The organism is Lysobacter sp. 22409 (genome assembly GCF_052045105.1).
Taxonomy (GTDB): Bacteria; Pseudomonadota; Gammaproteobacteria; order Xanthomonadales; family Xanthomonadaceae; genus Lysobacter; species Lysobacter antibioticus_B.
On the sequence record NZ_JBQEOE010000004.1, the window covers coordinates 70434 to 86147 of the forward strand.

General features: G+C 66.4%; 8 protein-coding genes. 2 read left to right on the top strand and 6 right to left on the bottom strand.

Annotated elements, in window-relative coordinates; translation table 11 throughout:
- Positions 1 to 330: 330 nt before the first annotated feature.
- From ACTJJK_RS03300 to ACTJJK_RS03320, 5 genes are all read right to left on the bottom strand, one after another.
- Entirely contained in the window at positions 331 to 861 is a 531-nt protein-coding gene (locus ACTJJK_RS03300; protein ID WP_440729461.1) for a hypothetical protein, read from the bottom strand.
- A gap of 216 nt (positions 862 to 1077) precedes the next feature.
- Positions 1078 to 1890: a C2 family cysteine protease gene (locus ACTJJK_RS03305; RefSeq protein WP_031371226.1), complete on the bottom strand. Its 813-nt coding sequence runs from the start codon at positions 1888 to 1890 to the stop codon at positions 1078 to 1080.
- Positions 1891 to 2232: 342 nt separating this feature from the next.
- Positions 2233 to 10518 carry an RHS repeat domain-containing protein gene (locus ACTJJK_RS03310; RefSeq protein WP_440729462.1) on the bottom strand — a complete coding sequence of 2762 codons (8286 nt, stop codon included), beginning with the start codon at positions 10516 to 10518 and terminating at the stop codon, positions 2233 to 2235.
- 194 nt (positions 10519 to 10712) lie between these two features.
- On the bottom strand, positions 10713 to 11594 hold the full coding sequence (locus ACTJJK_RS03315) for a hypothetical protein (protein ID WP_152566134.1): 882 nt from the start codon (positions 11592 to 11594) through the stop codon (positions 10713 to 10715).
- A 289-nt stretch (positions 11595 to 11883) separates the two neighbouring features.
- On the bottom strand, positions 11884 to 12186 hold the full coding sequence (locus ACTJJK_RS03320) for a hypothetical protein (protein WP_440729463.1): 303 nt from the start codon (positions 12184 to 12186) through the stop codon (positions 11884 to 11886).
- A 320-nt stretch (positions 12187 to 12506) separates the two neighbouring features.
- On the opposite strand from ACTJJK_RS03320, the gene ACTJJK_RS03325 reads away from it, so the two are divergent.
- Both ACTJJK_RS03325 and ACTJJK_RS03330 read left to right on the top strand, forming a co-directional pair.
- The gene (locus ACTJJK_RS03325) at positions 12507 to 13961 is read left to right on the top strand and encodes an XVIPCD domain-containing protein (protein ID WP_440729464.1); all 1455 of its coding nucleotides are present in this window, start codon (positions 12507 to 12509) and stop codon (positions 13959 to 13961) included.
- A gap of 355 nt (positions 13962 to 14316) precedes the next feature.
- Positions 14317 to 14811 (top strand): nuclear transport factor 2 family protein, encoded by a 495-nt coding sequence (locus tag ACTJJK_RS03330; RefSeq protein WP_223620830.1) that lies wholly within the window; start codon positions 14317 to 14319, stop codon positions 14809 to 14811.
- 183 nt (positions 14812 to 14994) lie between these two features.
- On the opposite strand, the gene ACTJJK_RS03335 is transcribed toward ACTJJK_RS03330, so the two are convergent.
- On the bottom strand, positions 14995 to 15714 hold the full coding sequence (locus ACTJJK_RS03335; RefSeq protein WP_440729465.1) for a TenA family transcriptional regulator: 720 nt from the start codon (positions 15712 to 15714) through the stop codon (positions 14995 to 14997).

Here is a 15714-nt window from a genome sequence, read left to right on the forward strand (position 1 = left end):
GGCGGGTTACTTTCTTTTGTCATAAGCAACAAAAGAAAGCTAACCAAAGAAAAATGCTTTTCTTTGAATCAAGGGCCCGCACGAGCGATGCATACGCAGGGCTCTACATACGGGACATCCATGTCCCGATGAAAAACGGCCCGTATCCTTGCGGGCCGCCCTCCGGGTCTTCGTCTACCTTCGCGAGTCTTAAGCTACGCACAGCAACAGCAACAGCAACAGCAACAGCAACAGCGACAGCGACAGCCAAAGAAAAGGCCCGGGCCGAAGGCTCGGGCCTTTGCAGGCAGCTCACTGGCGACCGCAAGCGCGGTCGCCTACGGCTTCGAATCAGGGCTGGACGAGTTCGACGAAGCCCAGCATCTCGCCGGCGCGCGGTTGCAGGCGCACGACGCGCAGCGAACCGGTGTCGAGCTTCAGCTCGCCATCGCGGGCGATGTCGTGGCGGTGGACCTTGACGGCATCGACCACGTCGCGCGGATGCAGCTTTGGCCAGGTCTCGACGCTGACGCTGTCGCGATCGAGGGCGACGATGCGCAGGGCCTGCTCGCCGATGACCAGTTCGCCGCCTTCGACGAGCACCAGGGACTTGTCCGCGGGTGCGTCGATGCCCGGCGCGCTGAATTCGACCAGCGACACGTTGTCGCGCTGGCCGTCGTTGCCCACGTCCTGCACGCGCAGGAAACCGCCGGCCACCGGGAATACGTCCGAACGATTGAGCTTGAGTTTGCCGAGCCAGCGCTTGTCCTCGCTCCATACGTCCAGGCGCACGTCATGGCGGTCGAAGACGTTGACCAGGCCGAGTCGCGTAGTGCTGTGCGAGGCGGTGCGGCCCTGGATGATCTGGATGCTGTCGCTCATGCTGGCTCCTGCCTTCTTGGCGGCGTGTGGATACTCGTGCGCGTCGACGCGGGATAACAGCGCAAGACCCAGTATCGCGGCCGTGACGGCCAGGAAAAGTCTGTTGTTCATCTGCGTGATCGCCTGGATGGGAACGGCAACGGCATGTAAGCACTTGGCCCAGGAACGCGCAAGCCGCACGGGTGTGCGGCTTGCGCGCGGATTCAGCAGGGGTGCTTACTTGGTCGGCGTCGAATTCACTTCGTGGTACAGCTTCTGGTAATCGCTGTACGGCATGTCGACGTCGCTGTGTCCCCAGGGATTGTCGAGCTTGATGCGGGTGTTGCCGTCGGCGTCGGTGTAGACGTCCTCGACCCGGTAAGCGTGACCGCCGACCGCGCCGTAGTCGGCGGCCAGCTTCTTCTGTTCGTCGTTCCAGCCGTCCGAGCCGGCGGTCCAGGCGACCACGGCATCGCCGTTCTTCAGCTTGTCGCTGAGCTCGCTGGAGTCGTACTCGGACGGGCTTTCGGTGCTCGAGTCGCGGCCCAGGATGGCTTCCTGCACGTCGGCCGGGCTCTCGCCGTCGTCGTAGGTCTTGTAGCCGCCATCGGCATACTGCGCGTAGGCCTTCTCGATGATCGCCGGCCACACTTCGCCCTGACCGTCCTTGCCCATGTCGCCGATGTCGGCGGCCTTGCCGTCGAACGGGCCGGCGACGGTCACTTCCTTCTTATCCCAACCGGAGCCGATGCCGAAGAAGCCGTTGTCGTATTCCTTGAAGGTGACGGTATAGGTGCCGTCGCCGTTGTCGCGGATCATGTTCTTGAGCACGTCCGGGTTCTGCGCCGCGATCGACTTGATCGTCGACAACACCGCGCAGCTGCCGTAGCCGTCCTGATTGACGTCGTTGGGATCGATGGCGTTGCTGTCGCCCTCGCCTTGCACGAACGGCGTTTCGGTGGCGTTGGCCTTGGCGGCCTTCTCGTGATCGATTTCGGCCGGCAGGTTGACCGGCTGGTAGGCGTAGAAATTGGCGTTGCTCAGTTCCATGAGTCTGCTCCGGGGGAAGCTGTCGAGGATTCCGGCGCAGGTTACGTAATGATGAAGGCTCGCAAAACTAGGGCCTACCCCAGTAGGGATTGCCCCAGGATGCGTTGCCGACGCGCGCCGGATCGACGATGAGTCGGTGCGCCGTGCAGCGCTCGTTTCTGCCGCGAATCGCCCGCGGTGCTTGCGATTCGGCGACGCGGGCCAGAGGCCGCGCGACTGCGAAAAACATCGATGCGATGGATAGGGAGCGCCGCATCGGCGAACGCCCGCGGCGCCGATGCCCGCGATGGAGACTGTCGCCGAACAGGGAGTATCGCCGGTCCCTGTTCGGCGCGGCCGAGATCAGCCGCCGCCCGATTGGCCGCGGCCCTTGGTGGCGGTGGCGACACCCCACACGGCGTAGCCCGATGCCAACAGCCAGCCGCCGGCGATGTAGCCGACCACGGCTTCTTGCGTCGTGGCGAGTTTCTGCGCGCTCTGCAGCAGGTTGTTCCAGGAGTTGCTGGCCTTGACCAGACGGCTGGACTCGCTGGTGATCGCGCTGTTGGCGGGGCTGAGGCTGGTGAAGCCGTTGTACATGCTCACCGCGGCGCCTTCGACCATGCCCTCGGCCGCGCTCAGCAGCACGTCGCTGGCGGTGATCTTCTTGCCGGTGACGGCATCGGTGATGACCTCCGAAACCGCCGAGCCGACGAAGCCGGTCGCGGCGCGGGTCAGGGTGCGGAAGGCGATCGTCTTGGCCGTGCCCCAGGCGGCGGCATCGCCCATCGCCGCCGGCATCGACGCCAGGCCGTTGAACCCGCCGGTGACCGCGCCGCTGAGCGCGCCGACGCCCATCGCCGAGAAAAAGCCTTTGGCGGTGAAGTCGCGCCCGTGCATGGCGTCGTACTCCAGCCCCTGCATGCCGGCGCCGGAGATGGCGCTGGACGCGGAATTGACGACCACGCTGAGCGCGTTGCGGGCCACCGCGGTGGCGGTCTTGAGCGGGACCGAGGCATCGACGGCATCGGCGCCGGCGCCCGCGGCGACATCGGTGGCGCCGCCGGCGCCGGCCAGGTCGATCTCGGCATCGATCGCCTCCGGCGCGGCGGCGCCGTCGGTCACCACGCTGAGCGCCAGTCCGCCCACGGCGACGGCGACCATGGCCACGCCGATGCCGACCTGGGCCCACAGCGAGATGTTGCCGGTCGGGTCGACGTAGTTGAGCGGGTTGTCGCTGGCGAACAGGTAGGGGCTGGCGAACTGGCGCGCCGCATCCGGGGCGAGGAAACGCATCAGCGACGGGTCGTACAGGCGTGCGCCGAAGTCGTAGAGACCGCTGTCGGAGTCGTATTGCTTGCCGGCGAACAACAGGTTCCACTCACTCGCAGCGGAGCTCGCACTGGACAACACCGCGCCGAACGGCGCGTAGTCGAATGCGTGCTGTGCGTTGCCGGCGGCGTCGAATACTGCCCAGACGCTTTGCTGATAATCGTTGACCGGATAGCGCAGGGCGCCGTCGTGCACCGCGACCAGTCCGCCCGGACCCCAGACGCAGACCTGCAGCGCGTCGCCGTTCCAGACCATCAGCGGGGCCGAGCCGGCGCCGTAGAAGCAGATCTGGCGCGTGGCGCCTTGTTGCCGCAGCGCGCAATGGTTGTTCATGCCGCGTGCGTAGCGGATGGTGTCGAAACCCGGCGAGGCGACGGTTGCGGTCGAGAACAAGCAGGGGTCGTAGCCGATGTCCAGGCCGCGCCATTGCGAGGGCGCGCCGTCGGCGTGGTACTGGAAGGCCGCGGCGGGGCCGCTGCCGAAAGTCGCCGCGGCCAGCCGGTTGTTGCCGGGGGTGCACGGTGTCGACAGCGTTACCCCATCGGCGGTGGAGGCCCAGATGTTGCCGTTCGCGTCGATGCTGTCGATGCTCAGGTTGCCGGTGTCGCCCGACACCACCGTGGCCGTCGCCAGGCGTTGCTGGCCGTCGTAGACGTAGTTGGTCTGGCGCGTGCCCGTAGCGATCGCGGTGGCCAACTGGGTGGTGCGCTGTTGCACCAGGCGGTCGGGGGTGTAGCTGAAGGATTGCGCGAATGCGACCGCGCCGCCGACGCTGGCCTGGTGCAGGGTCACGCAGCCGGGCGAATCGTAGTTCCACAGTTCCGACAGCGCGCCGCGGACCGCCGTCTGCAACTGGCCGTTGGCGGTCCAGGTGTAGCGGGCGATGGCATCGGGCGCGTCGGGGGTGCCGATCGAGACGATGCAGCCGAGGTCGTCGTAGACGTAGACGATGGCCGGCAGCGGCGCGCCGTCGGGCAGGTCGATGCGCACCACTTCGTTGAGGTTGTTGTAGGCGAAGCCCACCGTCGCATCCTGGCTCGCGGCGCCGTCGATCTGCAGGCGCGCGGTGATCGCGCGACCGAGCCCGTCGTAGCTCCAGGACTCGACCACGGTGCAGGCGCCCAGGCCATCGCCGGGATCCGGGTTATAGGTGGTCGTTTCCACCAACTGCCCGAGTGCATTGGGGTCGCTGCCATCGCCGTCATAACGATAGACGCGTCCGGGCACGGCACCGTCGGCCGCGGCGGGCCAGGCGGGGTCATCGAGGTAGGGGCTCAACGCGGCCGGATCCCAGGCCGCTTCGAGCACGCCTTCTTCGAGCACGCGGCCGAGCGAGTCGTAGCGGCGATACAGCAAATACTGTTGACCGGAATCGAGCGCAGGCTGGACGAACCGCAGTTGGCCCTTGCCGTTGTAGAGCACCTGGGTCTGGCCAGTGTCGGAGTCCTGATAGCTCGCCACTTGTCCGAGCGGATCGACCACGGTGGTGCGCACATACGCGCTCGGGTCCGATTGCGGCGCCGTGGTGAATGCGTTCGGCAGTTGCAGCGAGATCGTCGTCGCCGCGGCGCCGGCATCGGCATAGCCGGGCAAGGCGAGGCTCTGTCCGGCCTGCTGGCCCGACTGCCCCGATTGCACCATCGCGGTCGCGCGCTGGCTGGTGTCGACCAATTGCCGCGCGCTGTATCCGCCGGGCGAGAGGCTGGTGGTCGCGTAGAAACTTCCCGGCGGAACCGGATCGGTCACAGTGCTGGCGCCGTAGGCGGTGCGTATGGTCTGGCGCTGCGATTCCGGAATGCTGAGGAGGTCGTGGATGGCCAGTTGCAATCCCGGTTGGCCGCCCTCCACCGCGCGCGAGGTCGCCGCCGTTTCGTAGCGCGAGCCGTAGTACGGATAGCCTTGATCGTTCGAGCGCGTGCCGCCGTTGTCGCTTTGCCCGGCGTAATAATCGGCCACGTCGCCTTGCATGAGCCAGCTGTCCGAGGTTGCCGCAAGGAAGGCCGCGACATCCAGGAAGGCGGGCCGGTAGGTCAGCATCGGCGCCTGCGCGCCGCTGCCGAAGCTGCCCGGTGCCGCCTTGGTGCCGGCGAGCAGACGGTCCAGCCCGTCGTACACGGAGGCGGCGACGAGGCTGTCGCCGCCGTTGCGCTGCTGGGTCTGGCGCAGCCGCGCGGCGCCGTCGTTGTAGGTCAGCAGCGTGCGTGGATCGGCGCCGAATCCGAGTTGGCTGATGCGCAGTGCGTTGGGGCCGGTGTCGAACGCGAACCCTTGCGCGGGCGTGGTGGCGGCGGCCGCGCTGAACACCACTTGGCCGTCGACGAAGAACAGGGATTGGCCGCCGCCGAGCAGCAGCAACCATTGCCGGCCCAGGCCCGGCGCCGATGCCAGCGGCGCGGGCCCCGCGCTGCCGTCGGCCAGCGTCCAGGTCCAGCCCGCGGCGGCGCTCCAGGCGATGCGTTCGCCGCCGCCGAATTGCAGCGCCAGGGTGCCGGCGGGCGCGGCCAGGGGCTTGAGTTCGATGAAGAAGGCCACCGAGTCGGGCTGGTTTCCGCCCTGCCAGGTCAGGGTCGCGGGCGCGGTGTTTTGTTTCAGCAGGGTGCCGCTGCTGCATTGCCAGTCGGCGGCATCGCTGGGCGCCCAACGGGTCTGCCAATCGTTGCCGTTGCGGAAGGTTTCGGTGTTGCCGCCCTGGGCGAACTGCAAGGTGAGTTCGCAATTGGGGCTGGCGTCGTCGAAAACGTCCTCGGCATTGCCCAGGCGCGACAGGAAACGCAGGTCCAATTCCTGCCATTGGCCGTCGGCACCGACCGCGCCGAGGGTCTGGGCGAAGCGGTCGTAACGGATGAAATCGCAGGCGCCGGCGAGGTTCATGCTCGCGAGCAACAGCCGCGTGGAGGCCTGCCAGGATTGCACGGTGATATCGCAGCCCACCGGAATCAGCAGCACGCCGTCGAGCAGTACCGCGCCGTTGCCTGGATTGGCGATCGCCAAGCCGACGCTGTCGCAGCCCTGGGGCAAAGCGACGATGTCGCTGAGGTAGCTCCATTCGCCCTGGGTGTCGAGCAAATCGAAGGAAGACGAAGTCGCGCCCGCGGTGACGGTGATCGCGCCGCTGCCGCCGTCGTAACCGGGTGCGGTCAGATAGCGCAGCGCGAACCGGTAAGCGGTTCGGCCAGCGCTCGGCGTCACCGTGGTGGAGACGCTGCCGGCGACCGCCAGCGACAGGCTTTGTTCGCCGAGCCAGGCTTGTTGCGGATCGGCCTGCGTGCCGCTCAACTGCCAGCCATCGGTGCTTTCGTACGTCTGGAAGCCGCACCAGGCGCACTCGCCGGCGACGGCGCCACGGAACACGGCGATCGGCAGGCCGCCGCCATCGGCGGAATAGGTGGTGGCACTGGTGACGCCTGCACCGTCGGCGTTCTGCAACACCGTGCCGTCGGCCGCGCGCGTCTGGATCAGGCTCAGCGACTGCCAACCCGCCGGTATCTGTCCCGGCGTCCAATCGGCGAACGGAAACGCATCGCTGCCGGCGGTCCAGCCGAAATCGGCGGCTTCGGCGAGCGTGCTCACGCCATCCCACAGCGTCGGCCAGGTCGACAACGCCATCGCCGAGACCGAGGTGGTGACGCCTGCCTGGGTGGTGCGTTGTTCGATCTTGGAGGTCAGATCGTTGAGCGTGCAGCTGACCGCATAGGCGTCGCAGGCATAACGGTAGTCGATGGTGTCGACCTCGCTGTTGCCGGAGCCGTCGACGACGCTGGACTGGACGCTGACCGGTTGGCCGGAATAGGGCGCGGACAGGCCCGCGGGGACATAGGAGGTGGTCCGGCTGGAGGCCACGCCGTCGGCCAGTTTCTGCTGCGCGGTCTGCACCACGTAGGCGCCGTACAGCGTTCGCACCGGCACCCCCGGATCGGTCGGGTCGCCGGCGCGTTGCACATAGGCGGTCCATTGATTGGTGATCGAGCCGACCTCGCTGCCGCTCGCGTCGAGCGCGGTCACGCTGTAGAGCAGGCCGTCGAGCATGCCGTACCAGTCGTCGCCGGTGACGATCTGGTTGCCGTTCAAGTAACGGCTGACAACGCAGCCGTTGGCGCTGTCGGCCGCGTCGCCATCGGGATAGACCGTGGATTGGTAGTACTTGACGATGCTGCCGGTGGCGTCGCAGGCGGCGCTGCTCGCATCGAACACGTAGGCCGTGGTCGAAGACTCCGACAGGCCGTCGTCGAGGGCGATGCTGCCGACCGGCCAATCCTGGATCGGGCCGAGAATGCCGTTGCCGGCATAGCGATTGAGGTTGACGCTGGTGGCGGCGTCGAGGCTGCCGGCGCTGCCCGGATAAGTGAAGAACGCCATCGGCCCGCCGGGCCAGGTGCCGGCGCCCTCGCCCTGCTGTTGCGCGGTCCACATCGCCTGTTCGCCGAGCACCTGGGCACCGCCGAAGACGGCGCCGTTGCGCAACACGAAGGCCGAGGTGGCGCTTGCGGTGCCGCCCGGAACGCCCTGGTCGTAGAGCGAGCAGGCGATGAAGGTCGGTCCCTGGTTGAGCAGCGAGGCCGAATTGAGCACATACGGGCCCTGCCCCGGCGCCGCGGTGTCGATCAGGGTTTGCAGGTCGGCGATGCTGGTGGCGACGGCGTCGCCCCAATCGGTGGCGACGCCGCGGAAGAACAGCTGGGTGCCGATCGCCAGATAGTCCGGACTGCCGGCGCCGACCCAGTTGGCGGTCGCGGCATGGCTGTTCGGAATGCTGAGTCCGCCGACGCTGGCGGGTGCGCCGAAGGCGTCGGCGGTGGGGTCGTAGCCGAGCACCTGCGCCGAGGGCATGCCATTGCTCTGCACCAGCACCTGCACGACGTAGTCGGGGCCGTAGCCGTAGCGCTGTTCGGCGTTGGTGGTGCCCACCGGCACCATCGCGCTGTTGATCGACCAACTGGCGCCGTCGAAGCGGGCCACGTTCGCGGCCACGCAGACCATCGAATTGGCGACGGTGGTCGGTGCCCACGAGGTCGGGTGCTGGGCGGAAAAATTATCCGTGCACGAGAACTTCGTCGCCGGCTGGGCGAACTGGTATTGATCGTTCCACTGCACCAGCCACAGGTCGTAGTTGTTGCGGTTGGTGCCGGCGACCAACAGATGCGAGATCGCCAGCAGGGAGGCGTCGCCGGCCAGCGCGATCGAATCGATGCTGGAGATGGAGAAGCCGAGTGCCAGCGGCGTTGCCGAGTGCCACTGGCCGCTGGCGTCGAGCCAATCCAGATTGACGTTGGCGCCGATGTCCACGCTGGCGACGTAGTCGTGGCCGCTGGCGAACCAGCGGTAGCTCAAGCCGGACTGCTGCTGGTAGTTCCAGTTCTGCCCCGGCCAGTACCAGCTGAACCTCACCGTATCGCAGGTCTGTTTGGCGGAGTTGGACTGCACCGCGAAGGCGAAGGAATCGCCGGCCAGGATCTGCACGCTGCCGTTGCTGTTGTTCCAGCTCCAGGTCGGCGAGTTGAGGCCGCCCGAGCCCTGGCCGCCCGAAGCGGCGATCCATCGGCCGGGGCTCGCCATGTCCTGGCGGAACAAATGCAGATTGGTGGTGGTGCTGGTCAGATACGAAACGGCGATGAAGTCCTGGCTCGCCTGCACCGACAATCGGTTCGAGGTGGTCTGCCCCTGGCTACCGTCGAGCAGCAGCGGCGAGTTGCCCTCCGGCGGCCACACCGTCCATTGGCCGTTCCAGGTGTAGACCTGCATCGACAGACTGCCTTGGCCGTCGTTGCACCACAGCACCACGGCGTAGTCGGGGCCGAACCACACCCGCGCGTTGGAACCGTTCGGCATCTGCGGCGGCGGGCCGGCGGGCAGGGTGCGGTCGCAGATCGCCAGCGCTTGCTGGGTGTACTCGTAGCTCGCGCTGCCGCCGCTGGGCCAGACGATGCGGTTGAGCGCGCCGAGATTGCCGTCCGACCCGCCGTCGAGCACGTAGCCGTAGCGATAGCCCGGCAAGGAGTCGCCGTCGGCGTTGCTGAGCGTCATCGAAGTGAGCAGGCGCTTGCAGGTATCTCCGGAGGTGCCTGCGACATTGGCCACCGGCGAGCCGGGCAAGGGCTGGTACTCGAACTCGACCGCGAACAACGGCGCGCCGCTCGGCTGCAACACGTCGATGGATGCCAGATACAAGGTCTCGTAGCAGTCCTGGAAACCGTTAGGGTCGGTATTGGGGACGGCCTTGTGCGGGTCGTCGTACTCGCGGGGGCTGGAAGGCGTGGCATCGCTCCACAGTTTTTGCCCGTAGTTGAACACCACGCTGCGGCCGAACACGTCGTTGATCAGGCCGAGGTAGCAGGCCTTGGTGTAGGGCTTGCCGCCCTCGGCCACCAGTTGTTCGACCTGGTCGAGCAAGCCCGCGGCGTTGCGCTCGAAACAGTTGTACGCGTAGGTCACCGACTCGCCGAAGATGCTGTAGACGCGCTGCAGGTGCCAGGCGCGGGCGAACTGACGCTGGCCTTGGGCGAGGCTGCTGTTGCCCTGCCACAGCGCGCGACCGTTGGCGTCGGTCCACTGCACGCCCCATTCGATGCTGTTGCCGGCGCTGGTCGCGTAGCCGGCGTCGGTCGCGGCGACGCCGCCGCCGAACGACATGCGCTGGCCCGAATCGTTGGTGACGCACCAGCGCTCGTAGCGAGGGTAATACAGCACCTTCCAGAATCGGTAGCTGGCCAGTTGGTAGGCCTCGCCGCCGTCGGCGGCGACCAGGGCATCGCCCAGGCTGAGCGCGAACTCCTGCTCCAGCGCATCGTCCTGCAAGGTCCACGCATCGTTGCCGTCGACGACGACCACGGCCGTGGCGGACAAGGGCAATCCGCGCGAGACGAACTCGTTGCGGATCGCCGCCGGCACGGCCTGGCCGCCCTGGAGCTGGGAGGCCAGGGTCGGGTCCATGGAGAACAACGGCGGTGCGGTCGGGTCGAACACGATCGCGCTGGCGTTGCCGCTCACCGACAAGGTGTAATTGCGCTGGCCCGGGGTGGGGCAGTTGCCGTCGTCCATGCGGATCTGCGCCAACGGCAGCGTCCAACCCATGCCGAGCACGCCGGTGGGCTGGTCGCGGTTCCAGGTCATCGCCTGTTGATTGACGTTGCTCTGGTACTGCATCGTCAGCTGGATCTGCAGGCCGTCGTTGTTGCTGCGCCCCGGCAGCGAGAACAGGTCCTGGGTGTAGTTCACGTCGCCGCGAAACAGGTTGACGCTGTTCTTGAGCACGCCGACGCTGCTGGCGTCCATCTGGAAGGTGCGAATGCTCGGTGCGCTGGTGCCGGACGGACTGGCCATGGTGTTCTCCCTGAAGGTGCGCGCGGCCAGCGTTCGCGGCGTGGCGCGAGACGGTTTCGGTTAGTGCGTGGCGGGCGAGGCGACGGCCGGTGTGCTGTCCGCAGACGCCCTGCAGTGAGTAGGGCGTCTGCGGCGGGCCGTACGAGCTGTCGTCGCGAACGGCCGCTCGGCGCGCGCGTGGCGCGCCGCGGATCTTACGAGATGGTGCTGGTGTAACCGATGATGATGCCGCTGGCGTAGCTGTTGCCGTCGCTCTGGTGATTGCCGCTGTTGTCCTGCATCCAGGCCGAACCGTTGACCTCGGCATAGCCCTGGCCGGAGTTGCCCAGGATCAAGCCGGCGCCGAACGAGCGGACGTTGTGATCGGTGCTGCCATTGAACTGCACCTGGAAGCCGGTGAGCAGCAACAGGAAGCTGTTGTAGTTATTGTTGAATGAAATCCGCGTATCGCTGGAATCGTTCTGCAGGTTCGGCAGGGTGACCGCTTGGATGTTCAGCGAGGAATCGCAATTGACGATCAGGCCGCCGTCGACGGTCGCGGTGGATACGTTGTTGCCGTGACCGTCGTACATCGAGGCGGCGGAGGTCACCGCTACGCCGTTGGAGGATGTCGATACGCCGGCGCGCGCGGCGATGTGCAGGATCTGGTGATTCGAGTTGCCGTACGACAGATCGAAGCCGGCCAGCGCCGCGGTGTCGATCAGTGTGGTCGTGCCCGGGATCGGATAGGACTGGCTGCTGCTGCCGTTGGACACGCCGTCGACGTTGGTGAACAACAGTTGCGAATCGGCCGCGCCGGTCCAGGCCAGCGCCACCAGTTCGATATAGGAATCGTCGACGTCCATGCTGTTGCCGCTGGAGTCGACCAAGGTCGCGTCGACGTTGACCGACAGCTGTTGCCCGCTGGCGCTCGGCGACAGGCTGATGCTGGCGGTGCGGATCCAGTGATCGCTGCTGGTGCCGTAGCTGAGGTTGAACGAGCGGATGCCCACCACGTAGGCGGCGATGTTGTTGGCGAACTGGTGGGCGAAGGTCTTGCCGGGGCGCACGGTTCCGGAAGCGATCTCTAAAGCCATGGGACTCTCCTTGGCAGGGGCGGCCCTCGGCGAGGGCCGCGTTCACGCTGTGTGAAAAACAAGCGATTACCGCACCGGGATCGGACGCTGCTCGGGCGGTAGGAGACAGGCGCAATCTCCATGCATCGGGGATCGGCGCCGGACGACGGTTGCAACGGCGGTTGGCTGTCGGGTCCTCCGCGGGCCGGCGATTGTCAAGGTGAAACGCCGCCGCAACGGCGAGGCGGCCATGGTCGCGCCAGCGGGATTCGAAACTGCAGGCGATTCACCGGAACGAACTTGCGTTCGGTCAAATATCGGGCGAATCGGTGGGCCGCGAAGCGACGTAATCCGCGTTTGCGGCAGGCGACGAGCGGTCGAGTAATCGCAAACGCTCGCATCGATTCTGGTCGATGCGCTCGACGACAGCGACGAAAAATCCGATGGCGGTGAGCCGGGAAAGCGATTCGCTATCGTTGTCTCGTGCGCTCGTTTCCGCGGTGCCGGCGTGTGCTCGAAACGATGGCCATTCGACCGGGTGAAGGTCGACGCCGCGAAATGACGGCCGTGATTGAGGCACTGATGGATGCCGATGGTCTACGTTGTCGCGCAAGCAAATCCCTCGCGCTGACGAAGCGGTCGACCTCGTGCTTGCGTCGGGCGCTTGCCCCTTCTTCAAAGGGGGCAATGGATTGCGCGCTCGTTGTTGAATACGCTTTTGCAGGCGTAGCCGCACGCGGCGGCCGCTGCCCATTCAGAAACGCCGGACCGCGAGTGCCGAGACCTGCGGCCAGCAAGCGCTTACCGCGTCGATGGCGGACGTTGGCCGGCCTGCGCTCGGTTTTGCGTAATTGAGGTCGTTCAGCTGTGGCCGGGGCCTGCGCCCGGTTCGCGGCGCGGGCGCTGGGGCGCCCCCCGACCAGGAGAGGCGAGATGGGCTTTCGATTAGAAGAAAAGACCTTGAGCAGCGGCGAAAAGGTCACGCTCGTGCATTGGGAAAACGAGTCGCCGACCAAACACGGGGACACCTTGCAGAACCGGACCTGGAAGGACAGCGATACGCGCTCCGGCCTCGGTTTCTACGACTCGACCTCGGAGTACATGCACAACGACTGGGCGCAGAAAAACATGTCGCCGCAGGGCGTGACCGTGCCCGACGCCGGTTCGTTGCTGCTGTACCACCATGCCGAGACCGACACCTGGCACAGCGCGGATGCCTTGGATATCGACCATGTCGATCAATGGAAGGACCACTTCGATACCTTGAAAGTGGCCAGCCACGCCGACGCGCACATGGCCTACAACGACACCAGCAACCTGCGCCTGCTGCCGGCGCCGGTCAACCGTGCGCGCGAGGCCGCGTTCCGGATCCTCGAAGAACACGGCGCCGATTCGCCGCAGTGGCAGGGCTGGGTCGAGAAGCGCTTCGGTTTCGATGCCGACGCCGACCGCCCCGGTTTCGATCCCGACAACGACGGCGCCAAGCGCAAGCGCACGACCCTGGAGCAGCCGTGGTCGGCCGACGACGGCCGCAAGGGCCTGAGTTTCGACGCTGCGGTGTTGGGCAAGTGGTATGAGTCGAAACTGGAGGAGTCGCATGTCGACACGGTGACCTTGAAGAGCCCGACCAGCGGCAAGATGGTCCCGGTGCCGCTGTTCTACTGCGCCGCCTCCGGACAGTTGTGCACCCGCGACGCGCTGGATATCGACCACGAGATTCCGTTCGAGCTGCTTGCCAGGAAGATGGAAGAGCACGGCGGACCCGACGGGCTCAGCAAGGCCGACGCGCTGGACGGCTACAACGAGACCAGCAACCTGCGTCTGGTCGGCCGCAGCGTCAACAGCTCGCACGAATACGAGATGGGCGAGGATGGCGGCTACCGCGACGACGAAGAGCCCGAGCAGCCGGGAGAGTTCGACGGTCTGATCGCCAGCGACGACGAAGACGAGGAGCTGTCGGCCGAGACGATCGGCGAGTTGCAGTCGCTGGGTCGGAACTATCGGGTGCCGGAGACGCGGGTGGACCAACCGGGCCATCGCGACAACGATCTGTACCAGCAAGCCTTGGGCTGCCTGGAGAACTCGAACGTGGGCCAGGGCATGAGCGAATCCGAACGCAAGAACGCCGCCGGCACGCTGACCTTGGCGGCGAAGAATTTCAATCTTGCCTGCATCGACGCGGTAGCGACCGACAACCAGGACAGGTCCAAGCTGTTCGCGATCGAAGGCGATCCCCGAAACGCCAACTACGTCTGGGTGCCGGTCGAAGGCGCGAAACAGCAGAGCCTGGAGCAGAGCACCGTGGGCTTGAACCAGTTGGCCTACGAGCGCGAGCAGCAGGGCCAGCAGCAGACCCAGCAGCGGACTCAGAACGCGATGACGATGTGATAGTGCGAGGATAAGGCGGCCCGGCAAGCCTCGGTGCGGTCGCATCGAGGCCGCGATGCCCCGGCATGCCCTGGCAGGCCGCCCGGCGATGTCCTGTGATCCTGGGTTCGTCCCTTCCCACCCCGCTTTCGTCGCCAAGGGCCCGGTTTCGTCGCATCGGCCGATCCGGACCCGGCGATAGCTCCTATGCTCCACCGCATCGACGATGACGGGTCCGGCAAACGCCCGCGACCGCGTGCGGGTCCGGCCGGGGAGGCCGGGTCATCGAGGCGAATGCCAGCGATCTTCCTGGACGGAGCGGCTACGGCCCAGCCCGCTCGAATGCCCAGGCCGTCAACCTACTGCAAGGACTTGCGTGAGAATTATCGGAAAACTGATCGGCGCCTTCATGGTCGCCGCGACGATGACGCTGTCGGCGCCTGCGGCTTCGAGCGACGCGCAGCCTGCGGACAGTCGCTTGCTCGGCACGATCATGGCTTTGGACTGGGCCGTATTCGACGCCTTCAATCACTGCAGTGCGCCCGATAAGCTGCAGAAGCACGCCGACTATTTCTCGCAGGACGTCGAGTTCTATCACGACACCGGAGGCGTGACTTGGTCCCGGCAGGAGATGCTGGCAAATACCGAGAAGTACGTCTGCGGAAAATTCCGGCGCGAACTCATTCCCGGTTCGGTGACGGTCTATCCGATCAAGGATTTCGGCGCCATCGAAATGGGCTCGCACCGGTTCTGCCAGTTTTCCAGCGGCAACTGCGACGGCCTGGCCGATTTCACCATCGTCTGGAGCAAGCAGGGCGGCGACTGGAAGATCACCCGCGTCCTCAGCTACGGCCATCGGTCCAGCAAGTAAGTCGCTTCCGCTCCGGCGTGTATCGGGGCGGAACGACAGCGTGTTGTGCCCGCGGCGATCGGGTTCGCGGCTCCCCTATTTTGTAGGCGGCGGCCACCGCGTTGTTGGGAGCCGACGCGGACGGGTTCGTCGTCGAGTCGGCGCCGAGCAGGGGAGACCTGCGGGCATCTCCCCGTTCGCCCCTCAACCATGCACCGCCGGATGCCTTGCCAGCACGGCATCGAGCAGGCTCATGCGCAGGCGGATCATGTCTTCGCCGACGGCGACGACCTTGGCGCGGCGGTGCGGGTGGTCCTGCAGCAGGCGGTTGATGATGTCGCGCATGACCAGGGCGTGGTCTTCGTCCTCGCTGACGTGCAGGACGAAGAAGTGCAGTTGCTCGTTGCTGTAGCCGGCCGCGCGCAGGCCGTCGAGGATGCCGCCGTATAAGGTCGGCACGATCGCTTCGGCGCCCAGGCACAGGGCCGCCAGGCCGTCGAGCGGGTCGGGCGAGCGGCAATAGTGGAACATGCTTTCGATCAGCGCCGTGGTTTCGGCCAGGATCGGCGCACTGCGCGGCTGCACGCCGATCTCGCCCAGGCAGCGGCGGTACAACTCGGCGTGGGTGACCGCATGGGGCCGGTCGAGGCCGGTTTCCTCGACCAGGTTCATCGCCAGCGCGCGCACGTCCTCGTTGCTCGGCATGCGCGACATCAGCGCGCACAGATAGCGGGTGAAGTTTTCCGAGTAATAGCTGTGCTGGACCAGGAACGCGCGCAGCATTTCCAGTGCGCGTTCGCCTTCGCGGCAACGGCGCAGAAAGGGATGGCGCTCCAGTTCGAGCAGCAGGCCCGGCGGGAACAGGTCGTCCCACAGCGCGGGCGGCGCGTCCGGGCGGGCATGGATGTCTTCGATGACGTGCAT

Bases quoted from the DNA above. Each gene is read 5' to 3' on its own strand.
- ACTJJK_RS03300 (WP_440729461.1), bottom strand. From the start codon at position 861: ATGAGCGACAGCATCCAGATCATCCAGGGCCGCACCGCCTCGCACAGC.
- ACTJJK_RS03305 (WP_031371226.1), bottom strand. From the start codon at position 1,890: ATGGAACTGAGCAACGCCAATTTCTACGCCTACCAGCCGGTCAACCTG.
- ACTJJK_RS03310 (WP_440729462.1), bottom strand. From the start codon at position 10,518: ATGGCCAGTCCGTCCGGCACCAGCGCACCGAGCATTCGCACCTTCCAG.
- ACTJJK_RS03315 (WP_152566134.1), bottom strand. From the start codon at position 11,594: ATGGCTTTAGAGATCGCTTCCGGAACCGTGCGCCCCGGCAAGACCTTC.
- ACTJJK_RS03325 (WP_440729464.1), top strand. From the start codon at position 12,507: ATGGGCTTTCGATTAGAAGAAAAGACCTTGAGCAGCGGCGAAAAGGTC.
- ACTJJK_RS03335 (WP_440729465.1), bottom strand. From the start codon at position 15,714: ATGCACGTCATCGAAGACATCCATGCCCGCCCGGACGCGCCGCCCGCG.